The following is a 15,603-nucleotide window of genomic DNA, read 5'->3' as shown; positions in this document are numbered from 1 at the left end:
CGAAGGCCGCGACCCACTGCTCCCCGCGCACGCGGGGATGGACCTATCGACTGACATTGCAGGGAGCACCGACAGGACTGCTCCCCGCGCACGCGGGGATGGACCTGGGTCTTTGACTACCGGGATGAGGCACGTTTGCTGCTCCCCGCGCACGCGGGGATGGACCCCTCGCGCGCATCCGATGTGTGGGGGCTGAGGCCTGCTCCCCGCGCACGCGGGGATGGACCTGCTCCGGGGTCCTCGGCCAGCTCTGCCGGTGTCTGCTCCCCGCGCACGCGGGGATGGACCCAGCGAGAGCGTTTCCGTCACCGAACTCGCCGACTGCTCCCCGCGCACGCGGGGATGGACCCAGCGGCGGCACCGGCACACACCCCGTGGTCACCTGCTCCCCGCGCACGCGGGGATGGACCCCGGTTGACCCGGGCCCGGACGCACCGGCCGAGCTGCTCCCCGCGCACGCGGGGATGGACCCATACTCGGCTACGGGTCAGTTCTGGTCACCGTCTGCTCCCCGCGCACGCGGGGATGGACCTCACACAGTAAATCCCGTCGAAGTCGTCGAGGTCTGCTCCCCGCGCACGCGGGGATGGACCCGTGGCGGCCTCGCTCTGGGCCGCGGTGAGCTGCCTGCTCCCCGCGCACGCGGGGATGGACCCTCCGCGGCCCGGCGCAGATCGCGCTCGGCCCGCTGCTCCCCGCGCACGCGGGGATGGACCCGGCCGCTGTACCTCGTGTCCGACGCCATCACCCTGCTCCCCGCGCACGCGGGGATGGACCCACGTCGGCCAGCTCGTGCGCCTCATCCCGCGTCTGCTCCCCGCGCACGCGGGGATGGACCCACGAAATGGCGCACCGTGCCATGGGCGAAACCCTGCTCCCCGCGCACGCGGGGATGGACCCCGCACGTCAGATGCGGGAAGACCGAGCCCAGGCTGCTCCCCGCGCACGCGGGGATGGACCCTGAACGAAAGGACCACCCCCATGGACTCCGGACTGCTCCCCGCGCACGCGGGGATGGACCCGTCGTTCTCCTCAGTCACGCTGGCTGGCGGGCGCTGCTCCCCGCGCACGCGGGGATGCCCCCTCTCTTTTCTCTTTGCTCCCGCGCGCCAATGGCGCTTCGCGGTTCCCTCACACCCGGAATCTGGAACCCCGTACCACAGGTATGTCGTTTTTGCCGGAGAACTGGTGAGTAGGTGCTGGCCACATGAGGCCGAGGCAAATGTTCGATTCTTGGCCTGGACTGTCACCGGTGGGCATTTAGATAGCCGCCATGACCTCCCACCCCCCTTCCCAGCCCTGGAGGGACCCTCTCTCCGAGGCAGCCCGGCGCGTATGGGCCAAGCACGACTTCGACTCCGACGGCTGGCTTCCGCTCCACCGCCACATGGCCGACAGCGCCTTCGTCGCGGCCAGACTCTGGGACGAGTGGCTTCCCGGGCAGGTCCGCTCCCTTATCGCCTCGGCCCTCCCCGAAGGTGAGACGGACGCCCGCCTGCTCACGGTCTGGCTCGCCGCCACCCACGACATCGGCAAGGCCACCCCCTCCTTCGCCTGCCAGGTCGAATCCCTTGCGGATCGCATGCGCACGCACGGCCTCGACATGCCACTCCAAAAGCAGATGGCCGACCGGCGCCTCGCCCCGCACGGCCTCGCGGGCCAACTCCTCCTCCGGGACTGGCTGGTCGAACACCACGGCTGGCTCCTCCGCGACACCCACCAGCTCACGGTCATCGCCGGCGGCCACCACGGCGTCCCGCCGACCAACACCGCCATCACCGACCTGGACGAGCACCCCGAACTCCTGCGCACCCCCGGCAGCGCCCCCGCCTGGCAGCAGGCCCAGACCGAACTCCTGGACACGGCCGCCCACGCCACCGGGGCCGCCGCACGCCTCACGCACTGGCGCACCGCCAAACTCCCGCAGACCGCCCAGGTCCTGCTCACCGCCCTGGTCATCACCGCCGACTGGATCGCCAGCAACTCCGACTACTTCCCCTACTTCCCGGGCGAACGCAGCACCGACCCCGAACGCTCCGAACAGGCCTGGCGCCTCCTCGACCTCCCACGCCAGTGGAGTCCCCAGCAGCCCCGGGGCACCGCCGCCGAACTCTTCGCAGAACGGTTCGACCTCCCCGCCGGAGCCCTCCCGCGCCCGGTCCAGGAACAGGCGGTAGAAGCAGCCCGGAACATGACCGGGCCCGGCCTGATGATCATCGAAGCCCCCATGGGCGAGGGCAAGACCGAGGCCGCCCTCACCGCGGCCGAGATCCTCGCCGCCGACACCTGCGCGGGCGGCTGCTTCGTCGCCCTGCCCACCATGGCTACCAGCAACGCCATGTTCGCGCGCTTCACGCACTGGCTGAACCACCTCCCCGGGATGCCCGAGGAAGCCGCCTCGATCTTCCTCGCGCACTCCAAGGCCCACCTCAACCAGGAGTTCTCCCGCTACCTCGGCGGCGGCGCCCGCCTGGCCGCCGACACCGACCGGGACTCCGAGGGCCCGTCCGGAGGCACGGCACTGGTCGCACACCGCTGGCTGCGCGGCCGTAAGAAGGGCATGCTGTCCTCTTTCGCCGTCGGCACCGTCGACCAGCTCCTGTTCACCGGCCTCAAGAGCAAACACCTGGCCCTGCGCCACCTCGCCCTGGCGGGCAAGGTCGTCGTCATCGACGAGGCGCACGCCTACGACACCTACATGAACGCCTACCTCAACCGCGCCCTGGCCTGGCTCGGCAGGTACGGCGTGCCCGTCATCGTTCTCTCCGCGACCCTCCCGGCCCGGCGCAGGCGCGAACTCGCCCAGGCGTACACGGGAGCGTCACCGCGCACCGGCGATCACGGCTACGAGGCGGTCGGCCGGGCCGACGCCTACCCGCTGATCACCACCGCCGAACCCGGCACCGCACCGCGCCTGTACACCCCCGCCGCGTCCGGCCGGGCCACGGACGTACTGGTGGAACCCCTGGACGACGACCCCGCGACCCTCACCGAACGCCTGGAGCGGGAACTGGCCGACGGCGGCTGCGCGCTCGTCATCCGCAACACCGTCGCCCGGGTCCACGAGACCGCCGATCACCTGCGTGACCACTTCGGCACCGCCTCGGTGACCGTCGCCCACTCACGCTTCCTCGACCTGGACCGCACCGCCCGGGACGAACAGCTCCTGCGCGAGTACGGCCCGCCGACCGAGGGCGCCGAACCCGGCGGCACCCGCCCCGCCCGGCACATCGTGGTGGCCAGCCAGGTCGTCGAGCAATCCCTGGACGTGGACTTCGACCTCCTCGTCACCGACCTCGCCCCCCTCGACCTGGTCCTGCAGCGCACGGGCCGCCTGCACCGCCACCCCAGGGGCGAGGGCCAGAGCCAGCGCCCGCCGCGCCTGCGCACGGCCCGCTGCCTGGTCACCGGGGTGGACTGGGCCGAGACGCCGCCCCGGCCGGTACGCGGCTCGCGCACCGTCTACGGCGGCTACCCGCTCCTGCGCGCCCTCGCCGCGCTCCGCCCGCACCTCGAAGCGGACACCGACAGCGCCCGTACCCTCCGGCTGCCCGACGACATCAGCCCGCTGGTCCAGGCCGCCTACCGCGACACCGATAACCACGCCGACATCGCACCGGCCGACTGGACCACGGCCCTGGACGAGGCCCGCGCCGCCCAGGAGGCCGAACAGGCCGACAAGGCCACCCGGGCCCGCACCTTCCTCCTCGACCCGGCGGCCCGCGACGGCCGGGCGGTCATCGGCTGGGTGGACGCCGGTGTCGGTGAGGCCGACGACAGCCAGAGCGGAAAAGCGCAGGTCCGCGACACCGGAGAGAGCCTGGAGGTGCTGGTCGCCCGCCGCTGCGCCGACGGCACCGCCACCACCGTCCCGTGGCTGAGCGGGGGGCGCGGCGGGTTGCCACTGCCCACCGAGTCCGTTCCCTCGCCCCAGGCCGCCCGTGCGCTCGCGGCCAGCGGCCTCCGCCTGCCCTACCAGTTCACCCTCACCGGCCAGATGATCGACCACACCATCACCGAACTGGAGACCGACCTGGTCGAGGCCTGGCAGACCAAGGAAGCCCACTGGATCGCCGGGGAACTGGTCCTGTTCCTGGACGAGGACGACCGGGCCGAGCTGGCCGGGCACCGGCTCCACTACACCGAATCCGACGGCCTGGAGGTCACCCGTGCCCCATGACGCACCCCCGCCCGCGCCCGCCCCAGGAGCCCCGAGCGAACCACCGCCCGCGGACACGCCCGCCTTCGACCTCACCCGTAGCCCCTGGATCCCGGTGCTGCGCAACGACGGCACCGAGACCGAACTCTCCCTGACCGAGGTCTTCGAGCAGGCCGCGGACGTGCGCCGCCTGGTCGGCGACGTACCCACCCAGGACTTCGCGCTCCTGCGTCTGCTCCTGGCCGTCCTGCACGACACACTCGACGGCCCCCAGGAGATCGAGGACTGGGCGGACCTGTGGGAGGACGGGCTGCCCCTGGACGAGCTGCGCGCCTACCTGGACACCCACCGCGAGCGCTTCGACCTCCTGCACCCGCGCACCCCCTTCCTCCAGGTCGCGGGCCTGCACACCAGCAAGGGCGAGTACTCGGCGCTGGACAGGATGGTCGCCGACGTCCCCAACGGCGCCCGCTTCTTCACCATGCGCGCCCACGGAGCGCGGCGCCTCGGATACGCCGAGGCCGCCCGATGGGTCGTGCACGCCCACGCCTACGACCCCTCCGGCATCAAGTCCGGGGCCGAGGGCGACCCCCGGGTGAAGGGCGGCAAGGGCTACCCCCAGGGCGTCGGCTGGGCGGGCAACCTGGGCGGGGTGTACGCGGAGGGCGACGACCTGCGCCAGACCCTCCTGCTCAACCTCATCGCCTTCGACACCCCCAACCTCGACACCGCCACCGAACCCGACCGGGACCGCCCCGCCTGGGCCCACCCGCCCGCCACCGCCGCACCCCTGGACGGCGCACAGGCCGCCACCCGCCCCCACGGGCTGCGCGACCTCTACACCTGGCAGAGCCGCCGCCTGCGCCTGCACCACGACGATGGGGGAGTGCACGGCGTTCTGCTCGCCTACGGCGACCCGCTCACCCCACGCAACATGCATCCGCGCGAACCCATGTCCGCCTGGCGGCGCAGCCCCGCCCAGGAGAAGAAACTCCGCGAGGCCACCGTTTACCTGCCCCGGGAGCACGACCCGGCCCGCGCCGCCTGGCGTGGTCTGGGCGCCCTCGTCACCGGGAAGATGCGGGGTGCCGACCAGCGTCAGGAAGCGGCCGAGATGGTGCGCCCCCGCGTCCTGGAATGGATCGCCCGTCTCACCAACGATCGCTACCTGCCCCGCGGCTACCTCCTGCGGGCCCGACTGGTCGGAGCGGTCTACGGCACCCAGCAGTCCGTCATCGACGAGATCGTCGACGATGCGGTCGCCATGCCCGTGGTCCTGCTGCACGAACACAACCGCGAGCTGGCCCGGACCGCCGTCAACGCGGTCACCGACGCCGAGGACGCCGTCACCGCCCTGGGTGACCTGGCCACCGGCCTGGCCCAGGCCGCGGGGGCCGAGAGCGACGGGCCGCGCGCCACCGCCCGCGACCGCGCCTTCGGTGACCTCGACGCACCCTTCCGCAAATGGCTGAGCGAACTGGTACCCGCCGAGGGCGCCGAAGGTACGGACGGTGCCGACGACCCCCTGGCCGACCCCCGGTACCCGACCGAACAGCGGCGGGAGTGGCAGCTCACCGTCCGCGAAACCCTCGCCCGGCTCGGTGACGAACTCATCGACTCGGCCAGCGAGGCCTCCTGGGAGGGGCGCGTCATCGAGACGAAGAGCGGCGCGTTCTGGCTCAACACCTCCAGCGCCGACCTGCGCTTCCGCAGAGCCCTGCGCAAGAGCCTCCCCCTGACCGTCTCCGACCACAGCACGGAGGAATCCAAGTGACCACGACGAGCCCCACCCGGTTCATCCACGACCTCGGAAACGTGGGGACGGCGGTGGACGAACGGGTCCGCCAGCTCCAGACCGGATACCTCAAGGACCTCTCCGAGTCCGTGGCCACCCTGGCCAAACTCCGCCGGGGCGCGGGCAGGACGATCGAGGAGGCACCGGAGCTGGTCGGACTCACCACCAACGAGGCCTTCTACGAGCACTTCCCCCTCGACCACCCTCGGATCGACGACGCCGAGGCCGCCGTGCACGAGGCGCTCACCCTTTACGCGCTCCACCAGCAGTCCAAGCACGAGAAGGGCATGCACCGGCGCGGACACGAACTCGGTGCGGCGGTCCGCCGCCTCATGCCCTCCGGCGACATCGACGAGCCCCTGCGCAAACGCTTCGTGCAGGCCCAGACGGCGAATGACCCCCGCATCCGCATCGACCGGCTGCGCGCCATCGTCACCCTCCTGCGCGGCGAGGATCTGCAGCTGGACTACGGGCTCCTCGCCGACCAGCTCTACGACGCCAGGACCCGTGCCGGAGCCGAACGCGTCCGCCGCTCCTGGGGACGCAGCTTCCAGGCGTACCGGGCAGCCAAAGCCGAAGCAGCAGATGGGCAGGACAAGGACAGCGCCGCCTCCGCCGAGTAGACCCTTCGGGTGAGCACGCAGCCCGGGTGAACACGACCCACGGCTGACGGGGTCTCCGCCGGGCGCACCTACCGGGCCCGAACGCGCCCCGAGCCTCCCCGCTCCCGCACACGCACCGCATCGAACACCGCATCGCACCGACAAGACGAGGACACTCCCCATGAGCCGCACCATTCTCGACGTGCACGTGCTGCAGACCGTGCCGCCCAGCAACCTCAACCGTGACGACACCGGTGCCCCCAAGACCGCCGTCTACGGCGGCGCCCGCCGTTCCCGGGTCTCCAGCCAGGCATGGAAGCGCGCCACCCGGCTCGCCTTCGACACCCTGGTCGATCCCCAGGACCTGGGCACCCGCACCAAGCGCGTTGCCGAACTCATCGCCGCCCGCATCCAGAAGCTGGACGCCTCCATCGAGGAGGCCGAGGCGCTCACCCTCGCCGCGGAGACGGTGCAGACGGCGACCGGCTCCAAGATCGAGGTGCCCAAACGCAAGGCCGACGCCGCCAAGAAGAACGGCACGAAGGACCCCGCCCCCGAGTCCGCCTACCTGATGTTCCTCAGCGCCCGCCAGCGCGACGGGCTCGCCGAGCTCGCCGTGGAGGGCCGCGAGGACATCAAGGCCTTCCTCAAGGACAAGGACAACAAGGCGCGCGCCAAGTCCATCGCGGACACCCGCCACTCCGTCGACATCGCCCTGTTCGGCCGCATGGTGGCCGACGGAGCCGACATCAACGTCGACGCCGCCGCGCAGGTCGCGCACGCCATCGGCGTGCACCCCGTGGAGACCGAGTCGGACTACTACACGGCGGTCGACGACCGAAACCCCGAGGAGGAGACCGGGGCGGGCATGATCGGCACCGTCGAGTTCAACTCCTCCACCCTGTACCGGTACGCGGCCGTGGACGTGGACCTGCTGCGCAGGAACCTGGGGGAGGGGCTGCGCGAGGACGAGCCCGTCACCGAACCGCTGCGCCGCGCCGTGGAGGCGTTCGTGCGCGGGTTCGTGGAGTCGCTGCCCACCGGCAAGATCAACACCTTCGGCAACCACACCCTGCCCGACGCCGTCATCGTGAAGCTGCGCAACTCGCGCCCGATCAGCTTCGTCGGGGCCTTCGAGGAGCCGGTCGAGGCCGAGGCCGGACACGTCGCCCAGGCCAGTGCACGGCTCGCCGAGTACGTGCCGCAGGTGGAGCGGGCCTTCGGGGCCGCCGACGACGTCGACACCTGGGTGGTCCGGGTGGGGGAGCGCACCGCCAAGCTCTCCGGGCTCGGCGCCGAGGTCACCCTGCCCGAACTGGTCGAGCAGGTCGGCGCGGCCGTCGCCCAGCGTCAGGCGCCGCAGGCATGAGCGGGCCCGCCACACTCGCCCTGCCCCTGGTCCTGGCGGGCCCCCTCCAGGCGTGGGGGTCCGCCTCCCGGTTCGCCCGCCGGGGCACCGAGAACGCCCCCACCAAGAGCGGCGTGGTCGGGCTGCTCGCCGCGGCCCTGGGCCGGGACCGCACCGCCGACCTGTCCGACCTGGCGGCGCTGCGCTACGGGGTGCGCGCCGACCAGCCGGGGACCCGGGTGCGCGACTACCAGACCGCCCACCACCTGGTCACCGGCGTGTCCATGCCGGTCTCCGAGCGCTTCTACCTGTCCGACGCGGTGTTCGTCGCCGCGGTCGAGGGCGAGCCGGACCTGGTCGGGGAGCTGTACGAGGCGGTGCGCGGCCCCGTCTACCTGCCCTACCTCGGCAGGCGCTCCTGCCCGCCGTCCCGCCCCCTCGACCTGGGCGAGCCGGTCGCGGGCCCCGTTGAGGAGGTGCTGCGCGACCAGCCGTGGCAGGCCTCGGCCTGGTACCAGCGGCGCGTCGGACGGCGCCAGGGGCCGCAGATCGAACTGGGCACCCTGGTGGACGCCGACCCCGGGGACGGCCGGGCCGATTCCCTGCGCGACCTCCCGCTCAGCTTCGACCCCCGGCACCGGCGTTACGGCCTGCGCGCGGTGCGGTCCGGTTCGGTCGCCGTCCCCAACCCGTTCCCGCGCCGTGCGAAGACGGCGCCCGACCACGAGCCCCTGTCCGCGCTGGGAGGCCCCTGATGCACCTCACCCGATTCCGCTTCAACACCCATCGGCCCGGCGCCCGGAAACTGCTCTCCTCACCGCAGGCCCTGCACGCCGCCGTCATGGGCGGGTTCCCCGACCTGCTGCCCGGCGACCCCGGCGGCGGTCCCGGCCGGCCCCGGGTGCTGTGGCGGGTGGACCGCAACGCCAGGGCGGAGGTCTTCCTGTACGTGGTGAGCCCCGACCGGCCCGAACTCACCCACCTGGTCGAGCAGGCCGGCTGGCCTCAGGCCGAAACGGGCGCGGGGTGGCAGACCCACGAGTACGGCGGTTTCCTGTCCCGGCTGGAGGCGGGGCAGACCTGGGCGTTCCGGCTGACGGCCAACCCCGTGCACAGCATCCGGCGCAAGGACGGTGAGGACACCAAACCGACCGCGCACGTCACCCCGCGGCACCAGGCGGGGTGGCTGCTCAAACGGCAGCAGCAGTGCGGGTTCGAGGTGATGCGGGCCAAGGACCCGGACCCGGCCCTGCCGGAGGTGGACGGCTACGAGCTGCTGGTGCACGACCGCAACAGCTCGGGGTTCGACAAGCCCGACCCCAGGCCGGAGCGGAAGGGGAAACGTATGCGGGTGCCGGTGGTCACCGCGACCTTCGACGGGAGGCTGACCGTCACCGACCCCGAGGCGCTGCGGCGTGCCCTGAGCGCGGGGATCGGCCGGGCCAAGGCGTACGGCTGCGGGCTGATGACCCTGGCACCGGTGGGGGAGCGGTGACGACCGCGGGCGCACGCGGTGCGCTGAACCCCAGTGAGCTGACCAGGGCGGAGGACCGGAGTTCCTTCATCTACCTGGAACGATGTCTCATCCACCGGGAGGACAACGCCATCACCGCCGAGGACGGGGAGGGGACGCGGCACATCCCCTCCGCGACGATCGGGGTGCTGCTGCTGGGGCCGGGGACCCGGGTCACCCACCAGGCGATGGCCCTGCTCGGGGACAGCGGCGCGGGCGTGGTGTGGGTCGGGGAGCAGGGAGTGCGGTACTACTCCGGCGGGCGGGCGCTGACCCGCAGATCCGTCTTCGTGGAGGCCCAGGCTGCGGCGTGGGCCAACAAGCGCACGAGGCTCGACGTGGCGCGGGCCATGTACCTGACCAGGTTCCCCGGTGAGAACGTCGAGGGGCGCAGCCGCAGGGAACTGCTGGGGCTCGAAGGCGACCGGGTCAAGGCCTGCTACCGGGAGCAGGCGGCCAGGACCGGCGTCGAGTGGAAGGGACGGAAGTTCGTCCCGGGGAGGTTCGACGACGGGGACGCGCCGAACCAGGCGGTCACGGCCGCGGCCCAGTGCTTCTACGGGGTGGCGCAGTCCGTGGTCGCCGCCCTGGGGTGCACACCCGGGCTGGGGTTCGTGCACTCGGGTAACGAGCAGTCCTTCGTCCTGGACGTCGCCGACCTGTACAAGGTCTCGGTGGCCATTCCGGTGGCCTTCGACGTGGCGGCGGAGAGCGACGAGGAGGTGGGGGCGCGGACCCGTCGTGCGCTCCGCGACCGCATCCACGAACTCGGGCTGCTCGAACAGTGCGTGGCTGACGTCAAGCGGCTGCTGTTGCCGGGCGGGGACCCGGATGGCGAGGCGGAGGAGACGGATCGGGTCAGCCTCCAGACCGACCGTGGACCCGACATCGAGTCCGGGCGCAACCTCGGGGTGATCTGGTGACGGTCATCATCCTCACGAACTGCCCGGCCGGGCTGCGGGGGCATCTCACGAGGTGGCTGTTACAGATCTCTCCGGGGGTCTTCATCGGCAAGCCCTCCGCGAGGGTGCGGCAGGTGCTGTGGGAGGAGGTCCAGCAGTACGCGGGCAACGGCAGAGCGCTGTTGGTGTACACGACCAACAACGAGCAGGGGTTCGGGTTCGAGACCTTCGAGCACAAGTGGAAGCCGGTGGACCACGAGGGTATGACGCTGATCCAGCGTCCCAAGGATCAGGAGAAGGCCGTGGCTCCGGTGAAGAAGGGCTGGAGTAAGGCGTCGAAGCGCCGCCGCTTCGGCAGGTGATGGGTAATGCGTGCTTTGTTCCGAGTGTCCAATTCTCAACAACTTGCAGATTTCAGGGGTCTCGCTCTATAAACCCGCAGGTGAACGAGACTGCTCCCCGCGCACGCGGGGATGGACCCGGGCGGGTGATCACCCATGTGGCCAGCGGGTGCTGCTCCCCGCGCACGCGGGGATGGACCCACCCACCTGCGCGACAACTTCCTGGAGACCGCCTGCTCCCCGCGCACGCGGGGATGGACCCTGATGCCCATGAAGACGCTGGCCAGGGGCGACCTGCTCCCCGCGCACGCGGGGATGGACCCAGCTCGATGCTGCCCAGCCAGGTGCCGACGCCCTGCTCCCCGCGCACGCGGGGATGGACCCCCGGCCGACGCCTACCCGCACAACAACCACTGCTGCTCCCCGCGCACGCGGGGATGGACCCTGGCACCGGGGAAGTCCTCGTCCACCTCCACCCTGCTCCCCGCGCACGCGGGGATGGACCCGTGTGCGGCCCTCACGGGCGGGGGTCCTCGGACTGCTCCCCGCGCACGTGGGGATGGACCCCTTGTGTTCAACGTTGGCGGTCCGGCCACGGCCTGCTCCCCGCGCACGTGGGGATGGACCCCGTGGTGGACCTGGTGGCCCGATGGCAGGAGGCTGCTCCCCGCGCACGTGGGGATGGACCCTGCCAGATACGACCGACCTCGCGGGAGGTGTGCTGCTCCCCGCGCACGCGGGGATGGACCCGCGAGGACTGCCGCGCTCTCAAGGTCTTCGCGCTGTTCCCCGCGCACGCGGGGATAGAGCTCTCACGCGAGCCTCAACCTCGCCCCACCAGAGTGATCGGAGTTACCCGGACGACGACGAAGTGCCACCGCCCTGCGTGACGGCCTCCTCGCTACCGCTCTCCTGCTTCCCGGGATCTGCCGCGGCCTGCGCTTCCACCGGGGCCTGTGCGCCCTCGGCGGAGTTCCCGTCGTTCAGGCTCGCGTTCTTGACGAACCAGGACGCCACGGCCGCCGTGAGCACACCGACGAGGGCGATGCCGACGACCATCAGCGCCACCGCCACCAGCCTGCCCTCGGTCGTGACGGGGTAGTAGTCGCCGTAACCGACCGTCGTCACCGTCACGCAAGCCCACCACAGGGCGTCCCCGAACTCGGTGATGTTGGCCCCGGGCGCATCCTGTTCCGCGTCGAGCACGGTGATGGCTCCCAGGAACACGATCAGAGCCGACGTCGTGCCCACGTAGAGGGACATGCGTCCGGCCAGGGTCCCGGCCATCGCACGGTTCAGCATGCGCAGGAGGGTGAGCATCCGCAGCACCCGGAGCGCGCGGAACATGGGGACCAGGATCAGCACGACGTCGTACCACCGTCGTGCCGCGTAGAGGAGGCGCTTCTCGGCCAACCAGAGCCGGATCAGGAAGTCGATCGCGAACGCGCCCCACACCGTCCAGGACAGGATCTGGAGACGGGTCCGCATGACCTGCCCCATGTCCTCTTCGATGACCGGCCAGGCGTAGGCGACCAGGAACGCACCTGCGAGGAGCAGCATCGGAACCTCGAGACGCCGTTCCCAGCGCGTGACGCGTTCGCCGTGTTCGATTTCTTCTTTGGTTGCCATGAGTGGGGGAGGCTCCAATCCTCGGCGCGACCCGGAACACGGGACGGCGCCGCTTCCTGGTCCGGGCGGCTGACCCTGGGGATCCGGTCGGATGCGGTGCGTTCGTGTCGAAGGTTGACACAGGTCAGGGGCACTATACGGAACCCTGAGGACTGCTCCGGTAACGACCTGTACCGGCACGGGCTCCGCAGCTTACGACGAGGCGTCCTGTGCTGTGGTTCCACCGTTCCACCAGCGCTTTCCCGGCCGGGACTCTCGCGGGTTCCCTGCCCCGTGCCGACGCGGAAGTGCGAGCGGTGTCACCGTGGTCTCGGCGTACTGCTTGACTGGGGCTTTGAAGCGATCACCGGAACGCGCCACGAGCTCCGTTCTCCCCCGCGTCCGCTCTGCGCTTCCTCCGTGCTGTCTCTGTGCTGTGAGATCCGCTCTGTCGGTGGGGAACTGGGAGGCCGTCGTGGGTACTCGAACCGGAAGTGTGGCCGGGGTCGTGCTGGCGTTGACGGCACTCCTCTCCGGTTGCACGGGCACTACCGGGCCGTCGGAAGGGCTCCTGCCCGAGGGCGGTCTCGACTACCAGCTGGGCGGCGCGTACCCGCCGCCCGAAGGCGTCACCACCGTGGTGCGCGACTCCTCCGCCGAGCCCGCCCCGGGGCTCTACTCGGTCTGTTACGTCAACGGTTTCCAGACCCAGCCCGGCGACCTCAACCGTTGGCTGGCGCAAACCCCGGACCTGCTGCTGCGCGACGAGGACGGGGAGCCGGTCGCGGACCCCGGGTGGCCCGACGAAGTACTGCTGGACACCTCCACCCGTGCGGGGCGGGAGCGGATCGCCGTGCTCCTCACCGCGACCGTCGACCGGTGCGCCGACGCGGGGTTCGACGCGGTGGAGTTCGACAACCTCGACTCGTACCTGCGTTCCGGCGGGCGGCTGACCGCCGACGACAACCTGGCCCTGGCCGGTGAGCTCACCGGCCTCGCCCACGACCGGGGGCTCGCCGCCGCCCAGAAGAACGCGGCGGAGCAGGCCGGACGGGGCAGGGACGAAGCCGGTTTCGACTTCGCCGTGACCGAGTCCTGCATGGCGTGGGCGGAGTGCGACGCCTACACCGAGGTCTACGGCCCCGACAACGTGCTCGCCGTGGAGTACCCGGAGGAACTGGAGGGCGCCGGCCTCACCTTCGACGAGGTGTGCGACCACGTCTCCGCCCCGGCCAGGACCGTCCTGCGCGACCACGGCCTGGTCGCCGCCACCGAACCGGGACACCTGTACGCCGCCTGCTGAGGGGTCCTTCCCCGGACCGCGGGCACTGGCTAGTCTGGCGTGGCTGGGAGACGTCTTCTGGGAAGCGGGCACATGGCACCCAACATCGCCACCAACACCGAGGTCGGCCTCGACGGGCTCCTGGAGTTCGTGCGGCCGCGGCACCGGGCCCTGCTGATCACGCGGAGGGCGGACGGCGGCCCCCAGGCCTCGCCGGTGGTGTGCGGGGTCGACACCGCCGGGCGGATCGTGGTCTCCACCTACCCGGAACGGGCCAAGGCGCGCAACGCCCGCAGGGACACCCGGGTGAGCGTCGTCGTCCTCTCGGACGACTTCGACGGCCCCTGGGTGCAGGTGGACGGGGAAGCCGAGGTGATCGAGGGGGAGGACGCCGTCGAACCCCTCGTGGAGTACTTCCGGGTGATCTCCGGTGAGCACCCCGACTGGGACGATTACCGGGAGGCGATGCGCCGCCAGGGCAAGGCCCTGGTGCGCGTCACCCCTCAGCGGTGGGGGCCGGTGGCGACCGGCGGGTTCCCCGCGGACCGGGTCTGAGCGGCCCGGGCGGCACCGCGGTGCCCCTCCCCGGTGGCGGCCCCGGTCCGCGGAACCCGTGTCCCCAACACGGACACCCGGTTTTCCCATCTCTTCCCAGCTCCCGTTTTCGGTCCCCGCGCGCCGGGTACCGGAGCACCCACATCCCCCCGAGAACACATCCGACGACCGACGAACAGGGGAGCACATGCCGCAGGCCCGCCACACGCCCGCAGCCCGCACCGGCACGGGACGGGGTGTCCGGTGACCGGCTGGAAGGCACCCCTGGCGATGGCCGGGGCCCGCTGGGCCTGGACCCGGGTCCGCCGCAGGTACGCGCCGGCCCCCGAACCCGTGCCCGCCCACAGGCGCAACCTCGAACTCCTCGCCTGGGGTGCGGTCGGAGCCGCCCTCGGCGTGGGCGCCTCGGCCCTGTCCGAACACCGACGCTCGGGGCTCATGTCCGGCAAGGTCGTCCTGATCACCGGCGGCTCCCGCGGACTCGGCCTCCAGCTGGCCCGCGAGTTCGGATCCTGCGGGGCCTCGGTGGTGATCTGCGCCCGCGGACGGCAGGACCTGGACCGGGCGGTCGCCGAACTCACCGGCCGGGGCGTGGACGCGCACGGTGTGGCCTGCGACGTCACTGACCCGGAGAGCGTCGAGTCGCTGCTCGACGAGGCCGTGGAGCGCTTCGGCCGCCTTGACGCGGTGGTCAACAGCGCCGGGACCATGCGGGTCGGCCCCCAGGAGACCATGTCCGACGAGCACTTCGTCCAGGCCATGGACGTCATGTTCTGGGGCCCCTTCCACCTCTCCCGTGCCGCGGTCGACCGGCTGCGCGAACACCGGGGAAGCATCGTCAACATCACCTCCGTCGGCGCCTACCTGTCGGTGCCGCACCTGCTGCCGTACTCCGCCGCCAAACACGCCTGGGCCGCGCTGTCCGAGGGCATGGCCGCCGAGACGGCGGGGACCGGGGTGCGGGTCACCACCGTGGTGCCGGGTCTGATGCGCACCGGGTCGCCCCGTGGCGTGGTCTTCACCGGCGACCCCGAACGCGAGTACGCGTGGTTCGCCCTGCTGGCCGGGCTGCCGCTGCTCAGCGTGAGCGCCGAACACGCCGCCCGCCGCATCGTGCGCGCCACCGCCAGGCGGCGCGGGTTCCTCGTCATCTCCCCGGCGGCCCGGGTCGGCCTGGCCGTGCACGGGCTCGCGCCGGGGCTCACCCAGGAGGCGATGCGGCTGGTCGGCTGGCTGCTGCCCGACGCGCCCGGCCAGGCGGAGGAACGCCTCGGAGCGGAGGCGGCCCGGAGCAGGCTGGGGCGCCTGGTGGGCGCCGCCGCCGTCCTCAACGAACGCGCGGGACGGCGGATGAACCAGCGCTCCCAGGCGGGGGAGGAGCGCGCCGGGTAGGTCACGCAGCGAGCAGGCTCCTTCGACGTACCGGGAGGTCCAGTACCGAATCGGCCGAGCACCGCACAGCCCGTGGCCGCCCGCCGGGTGCCAGGGGCGGAGAGGA

The 15,603-nt window shown here is 71.9% G+C and carries 12 protein-coding genes and 2 CRISPR repeat arrays (1 of these 14 running past the window's edge); of the genes, 11 read left to right on the top strand and 1 reads right to left on the bottom strand.

What is annotated here, in order from left to right; all coding sequences use genetic code 11:
• Positions 1 to 1,084: direct repeats of the CRISPR family, unit length 29 nt; unit sequence CTGCTCCCCGCGCACGCGGGGATGGACCC; it reaches 106 nt to the left of the window's first position.
• A 189-nt stretch (positions 1,085 to 1,273) separates the two neighbouring features.
• The 8 genes from cas3 to cas2e all read left to right on the top strand — a co-directional run bounded on the left by cas3 (position 1,274) and on the right by cas2e (position 10,681).
• Positions 1,274 to 4,180, top strand: a complete 2,907-nt coding sequence (gene cas3 / locus AC0VYD_RS16875) for a CRISPR-associated helicase Cas3' (protein WP_475476480.1) — start codon at positions 1,274 to 1,276, stop codon at positions 4,178 to 4,180.
• A complete protein-coding gene (gene casA, locus AC0VYD_RS16870; RefSeq protein WP_475476479.1) occupies positions 4,170 to 5,933 on the top strand; it encodes a type I-E CRISPR-associated protein Cse1/CasA in 1,764 nt (587 codons plus the stop codon). The genes cas3 and casA overlap by 11 nt, the downstream gene beginning before the upstream one ends.
• The gene (casB, locus tag AC0VYD_RS16865; RefSeq protein WP_475476478.1) at positions 5,930 to 6,577 is read left to right on the top strand and encodes a type I-E CRISPR-associated protein Cse2/CasB; all 648 of its coding nucleotides are present in this window, start codon (positions 5,930 to 5,932) and stop codon (positions 6,575 to 6,577) included. Before casA ends, casB begins: the two co-directional genes overlap by 4 nt.
• A 160-nt stretch (positions 6,578 to 6,737) precedes the next feature.
• On the top strand, positions 6,738 to 7,925 hold the full coding sequence (cas7e, locus tag AC0VYD_RS16860) for a type I-E CRISPR-associated protein Cas7/Cse4/CasC (protein ID WP_475476477.1): 1,188 nt from the start codon (positions 6,738 to 6,740) through the stop codon (positions 7,923 to 7,925).
• Positions 7,922 to 8,659, top strand: coding sequence for a type I-E CRISPR-associated protein Cas5/CasD (cas5e, locus tag AC0VYD_RS16855; protein WP_475476476.1), 738 nt, complete (start codon positions 7,922 to 7,924; stop codon positions 8,657 to 8,659). The genes cas7e and cas5e overlap by 4 nt, the downstream gene beginning before the upstream one ends.
• Positions 8,659 to 9,399, top strand: coding sequence for a type I-E CRISPR-associated protein Cas6/Cse3/CasE (cas6e, locus tag AC0VYD_RS16850; protein ID WP_475476475.1), 741 nt, complete (start codon positions 8,659 to 8,661; stop codon positions 9,397 to 9,399). The genes cas5e and cas6e overlap by 1 nt, the downstream gene beginning before the upstream one ends.
• Positions 9,396 to 10,340 (top strand): type I-E CRISPR-associated endonuclease Cas1e, encoded by a 945-nt coding sequence (gene cas1e / locus AC0VYD_RS16845; RefSeq protein ID WP_475476474.1) that lies wholly within the window; start codon positions 9,396 to 9,398, stop codon positions 10,338 to 10,340. Before cas6e ends, cas1e begins: the two co-directional genes overlap by 4 nt.
• Positions 10,337 to 10,681, top strand: a complete 345-nt coding sequence (cas2e, locus tag AC0VYD_RS16840) for a type I-E CRISPR-associated endoribonuclease Cas2e (protein ID WP_475476473.1) — start codon at positions 10,337 to 10,339, stop codon at positions 10,679 to 10,681. The genes cas1e and cas2e overlap by 4 nt, the downstream gene beginning before the upstream one ends.
• Before the next feature lie 90 nt (positions 10,682 to 10,771).
• Positions 10,772 to 11,471: a CRISPR direct-repeat array (repeat unit 29 nt; unit sequence CTGCTCCCCGCGCACGCGGGGATGGACCC).
• Positions 11,472 to 11,512: 41 nt separating this feature from the next.
• Here cas2e and AC0VYD_RS16835 read toward each other — a convergent pair.
• Complete coding sequence (locus AC0VYD_RS16835) at positions 11,513 to 12,289, bottom strand: potassium channel family protein (RefSeq protein ID WP_475476472.1); 777 nt, start codon at positions 12,287 to 12,289, stop codon at positions 11,513 to 11,515.
• 454 nt (positions 12,290 to 12,743) lie between these two features.
• Between AC0VYD_RS16835 and AC0VYD_RS16830 the strand changes: the two genes are divergently transcribed.
• The 3 genes from AC0VYD_RS16830 to AC0VYD_RS16820 all read left to right on the top strand — a co-directional run bounded on the left by AC0VYD_RS16830 (position 12,744) and on the right by AC0VYD_RS16820 (position 15,497).
• The gene (locus AC0VYD_RS16830) at positions 12,744 to 13,571 is read left to right on the top strand and encodes an endo alpha-1,4 polygalactosaminidase (RefSeq protein WP_475476471.1); all 828 of its coding nucleotides are present in this window, start codon (positions 12,744 to 12,746) and stop codon (positions 13,569 to 13,571) included.
• Between the two features lie 72 nt (positions 13,572 to 13,643).
• Positions 13,644 to 14,105, top strand: coding sequence for a PPOX class F420-dependent oxidoreductase (locus AC0VYD_RS16825; protein WP_475476470.1), 462 nt, complete (start codon positions 13,644 to 13,646; stop codon positions 14,103 to 14,105).
• Between the two features lie 243 nt (positions 14,106 to 14,348).
• Positions 14,349 to 15,497 (top strand): SDR family NAD(P)-dependent oxidoreductase, encoded by a 1,149-nt coding sequence (locus AC0VYD_RS16820; protein WP_475476469.1) that lies wholly within the window; start codon positions 14,349 to 14,351, stop codon positions 15,495 to 15,497.
• Positions 15,498 to 15,603: the final 106 nt, after the last annotated feature.

This window comes from Nocardiopsis sp. iso_40, from assembly GCF_056173285.1.
The sequence above is the reverse complement of the archived record's forward strand: the minus strand, read 5'-3'. Positions and strand labels throughout refer to the sequence as shown.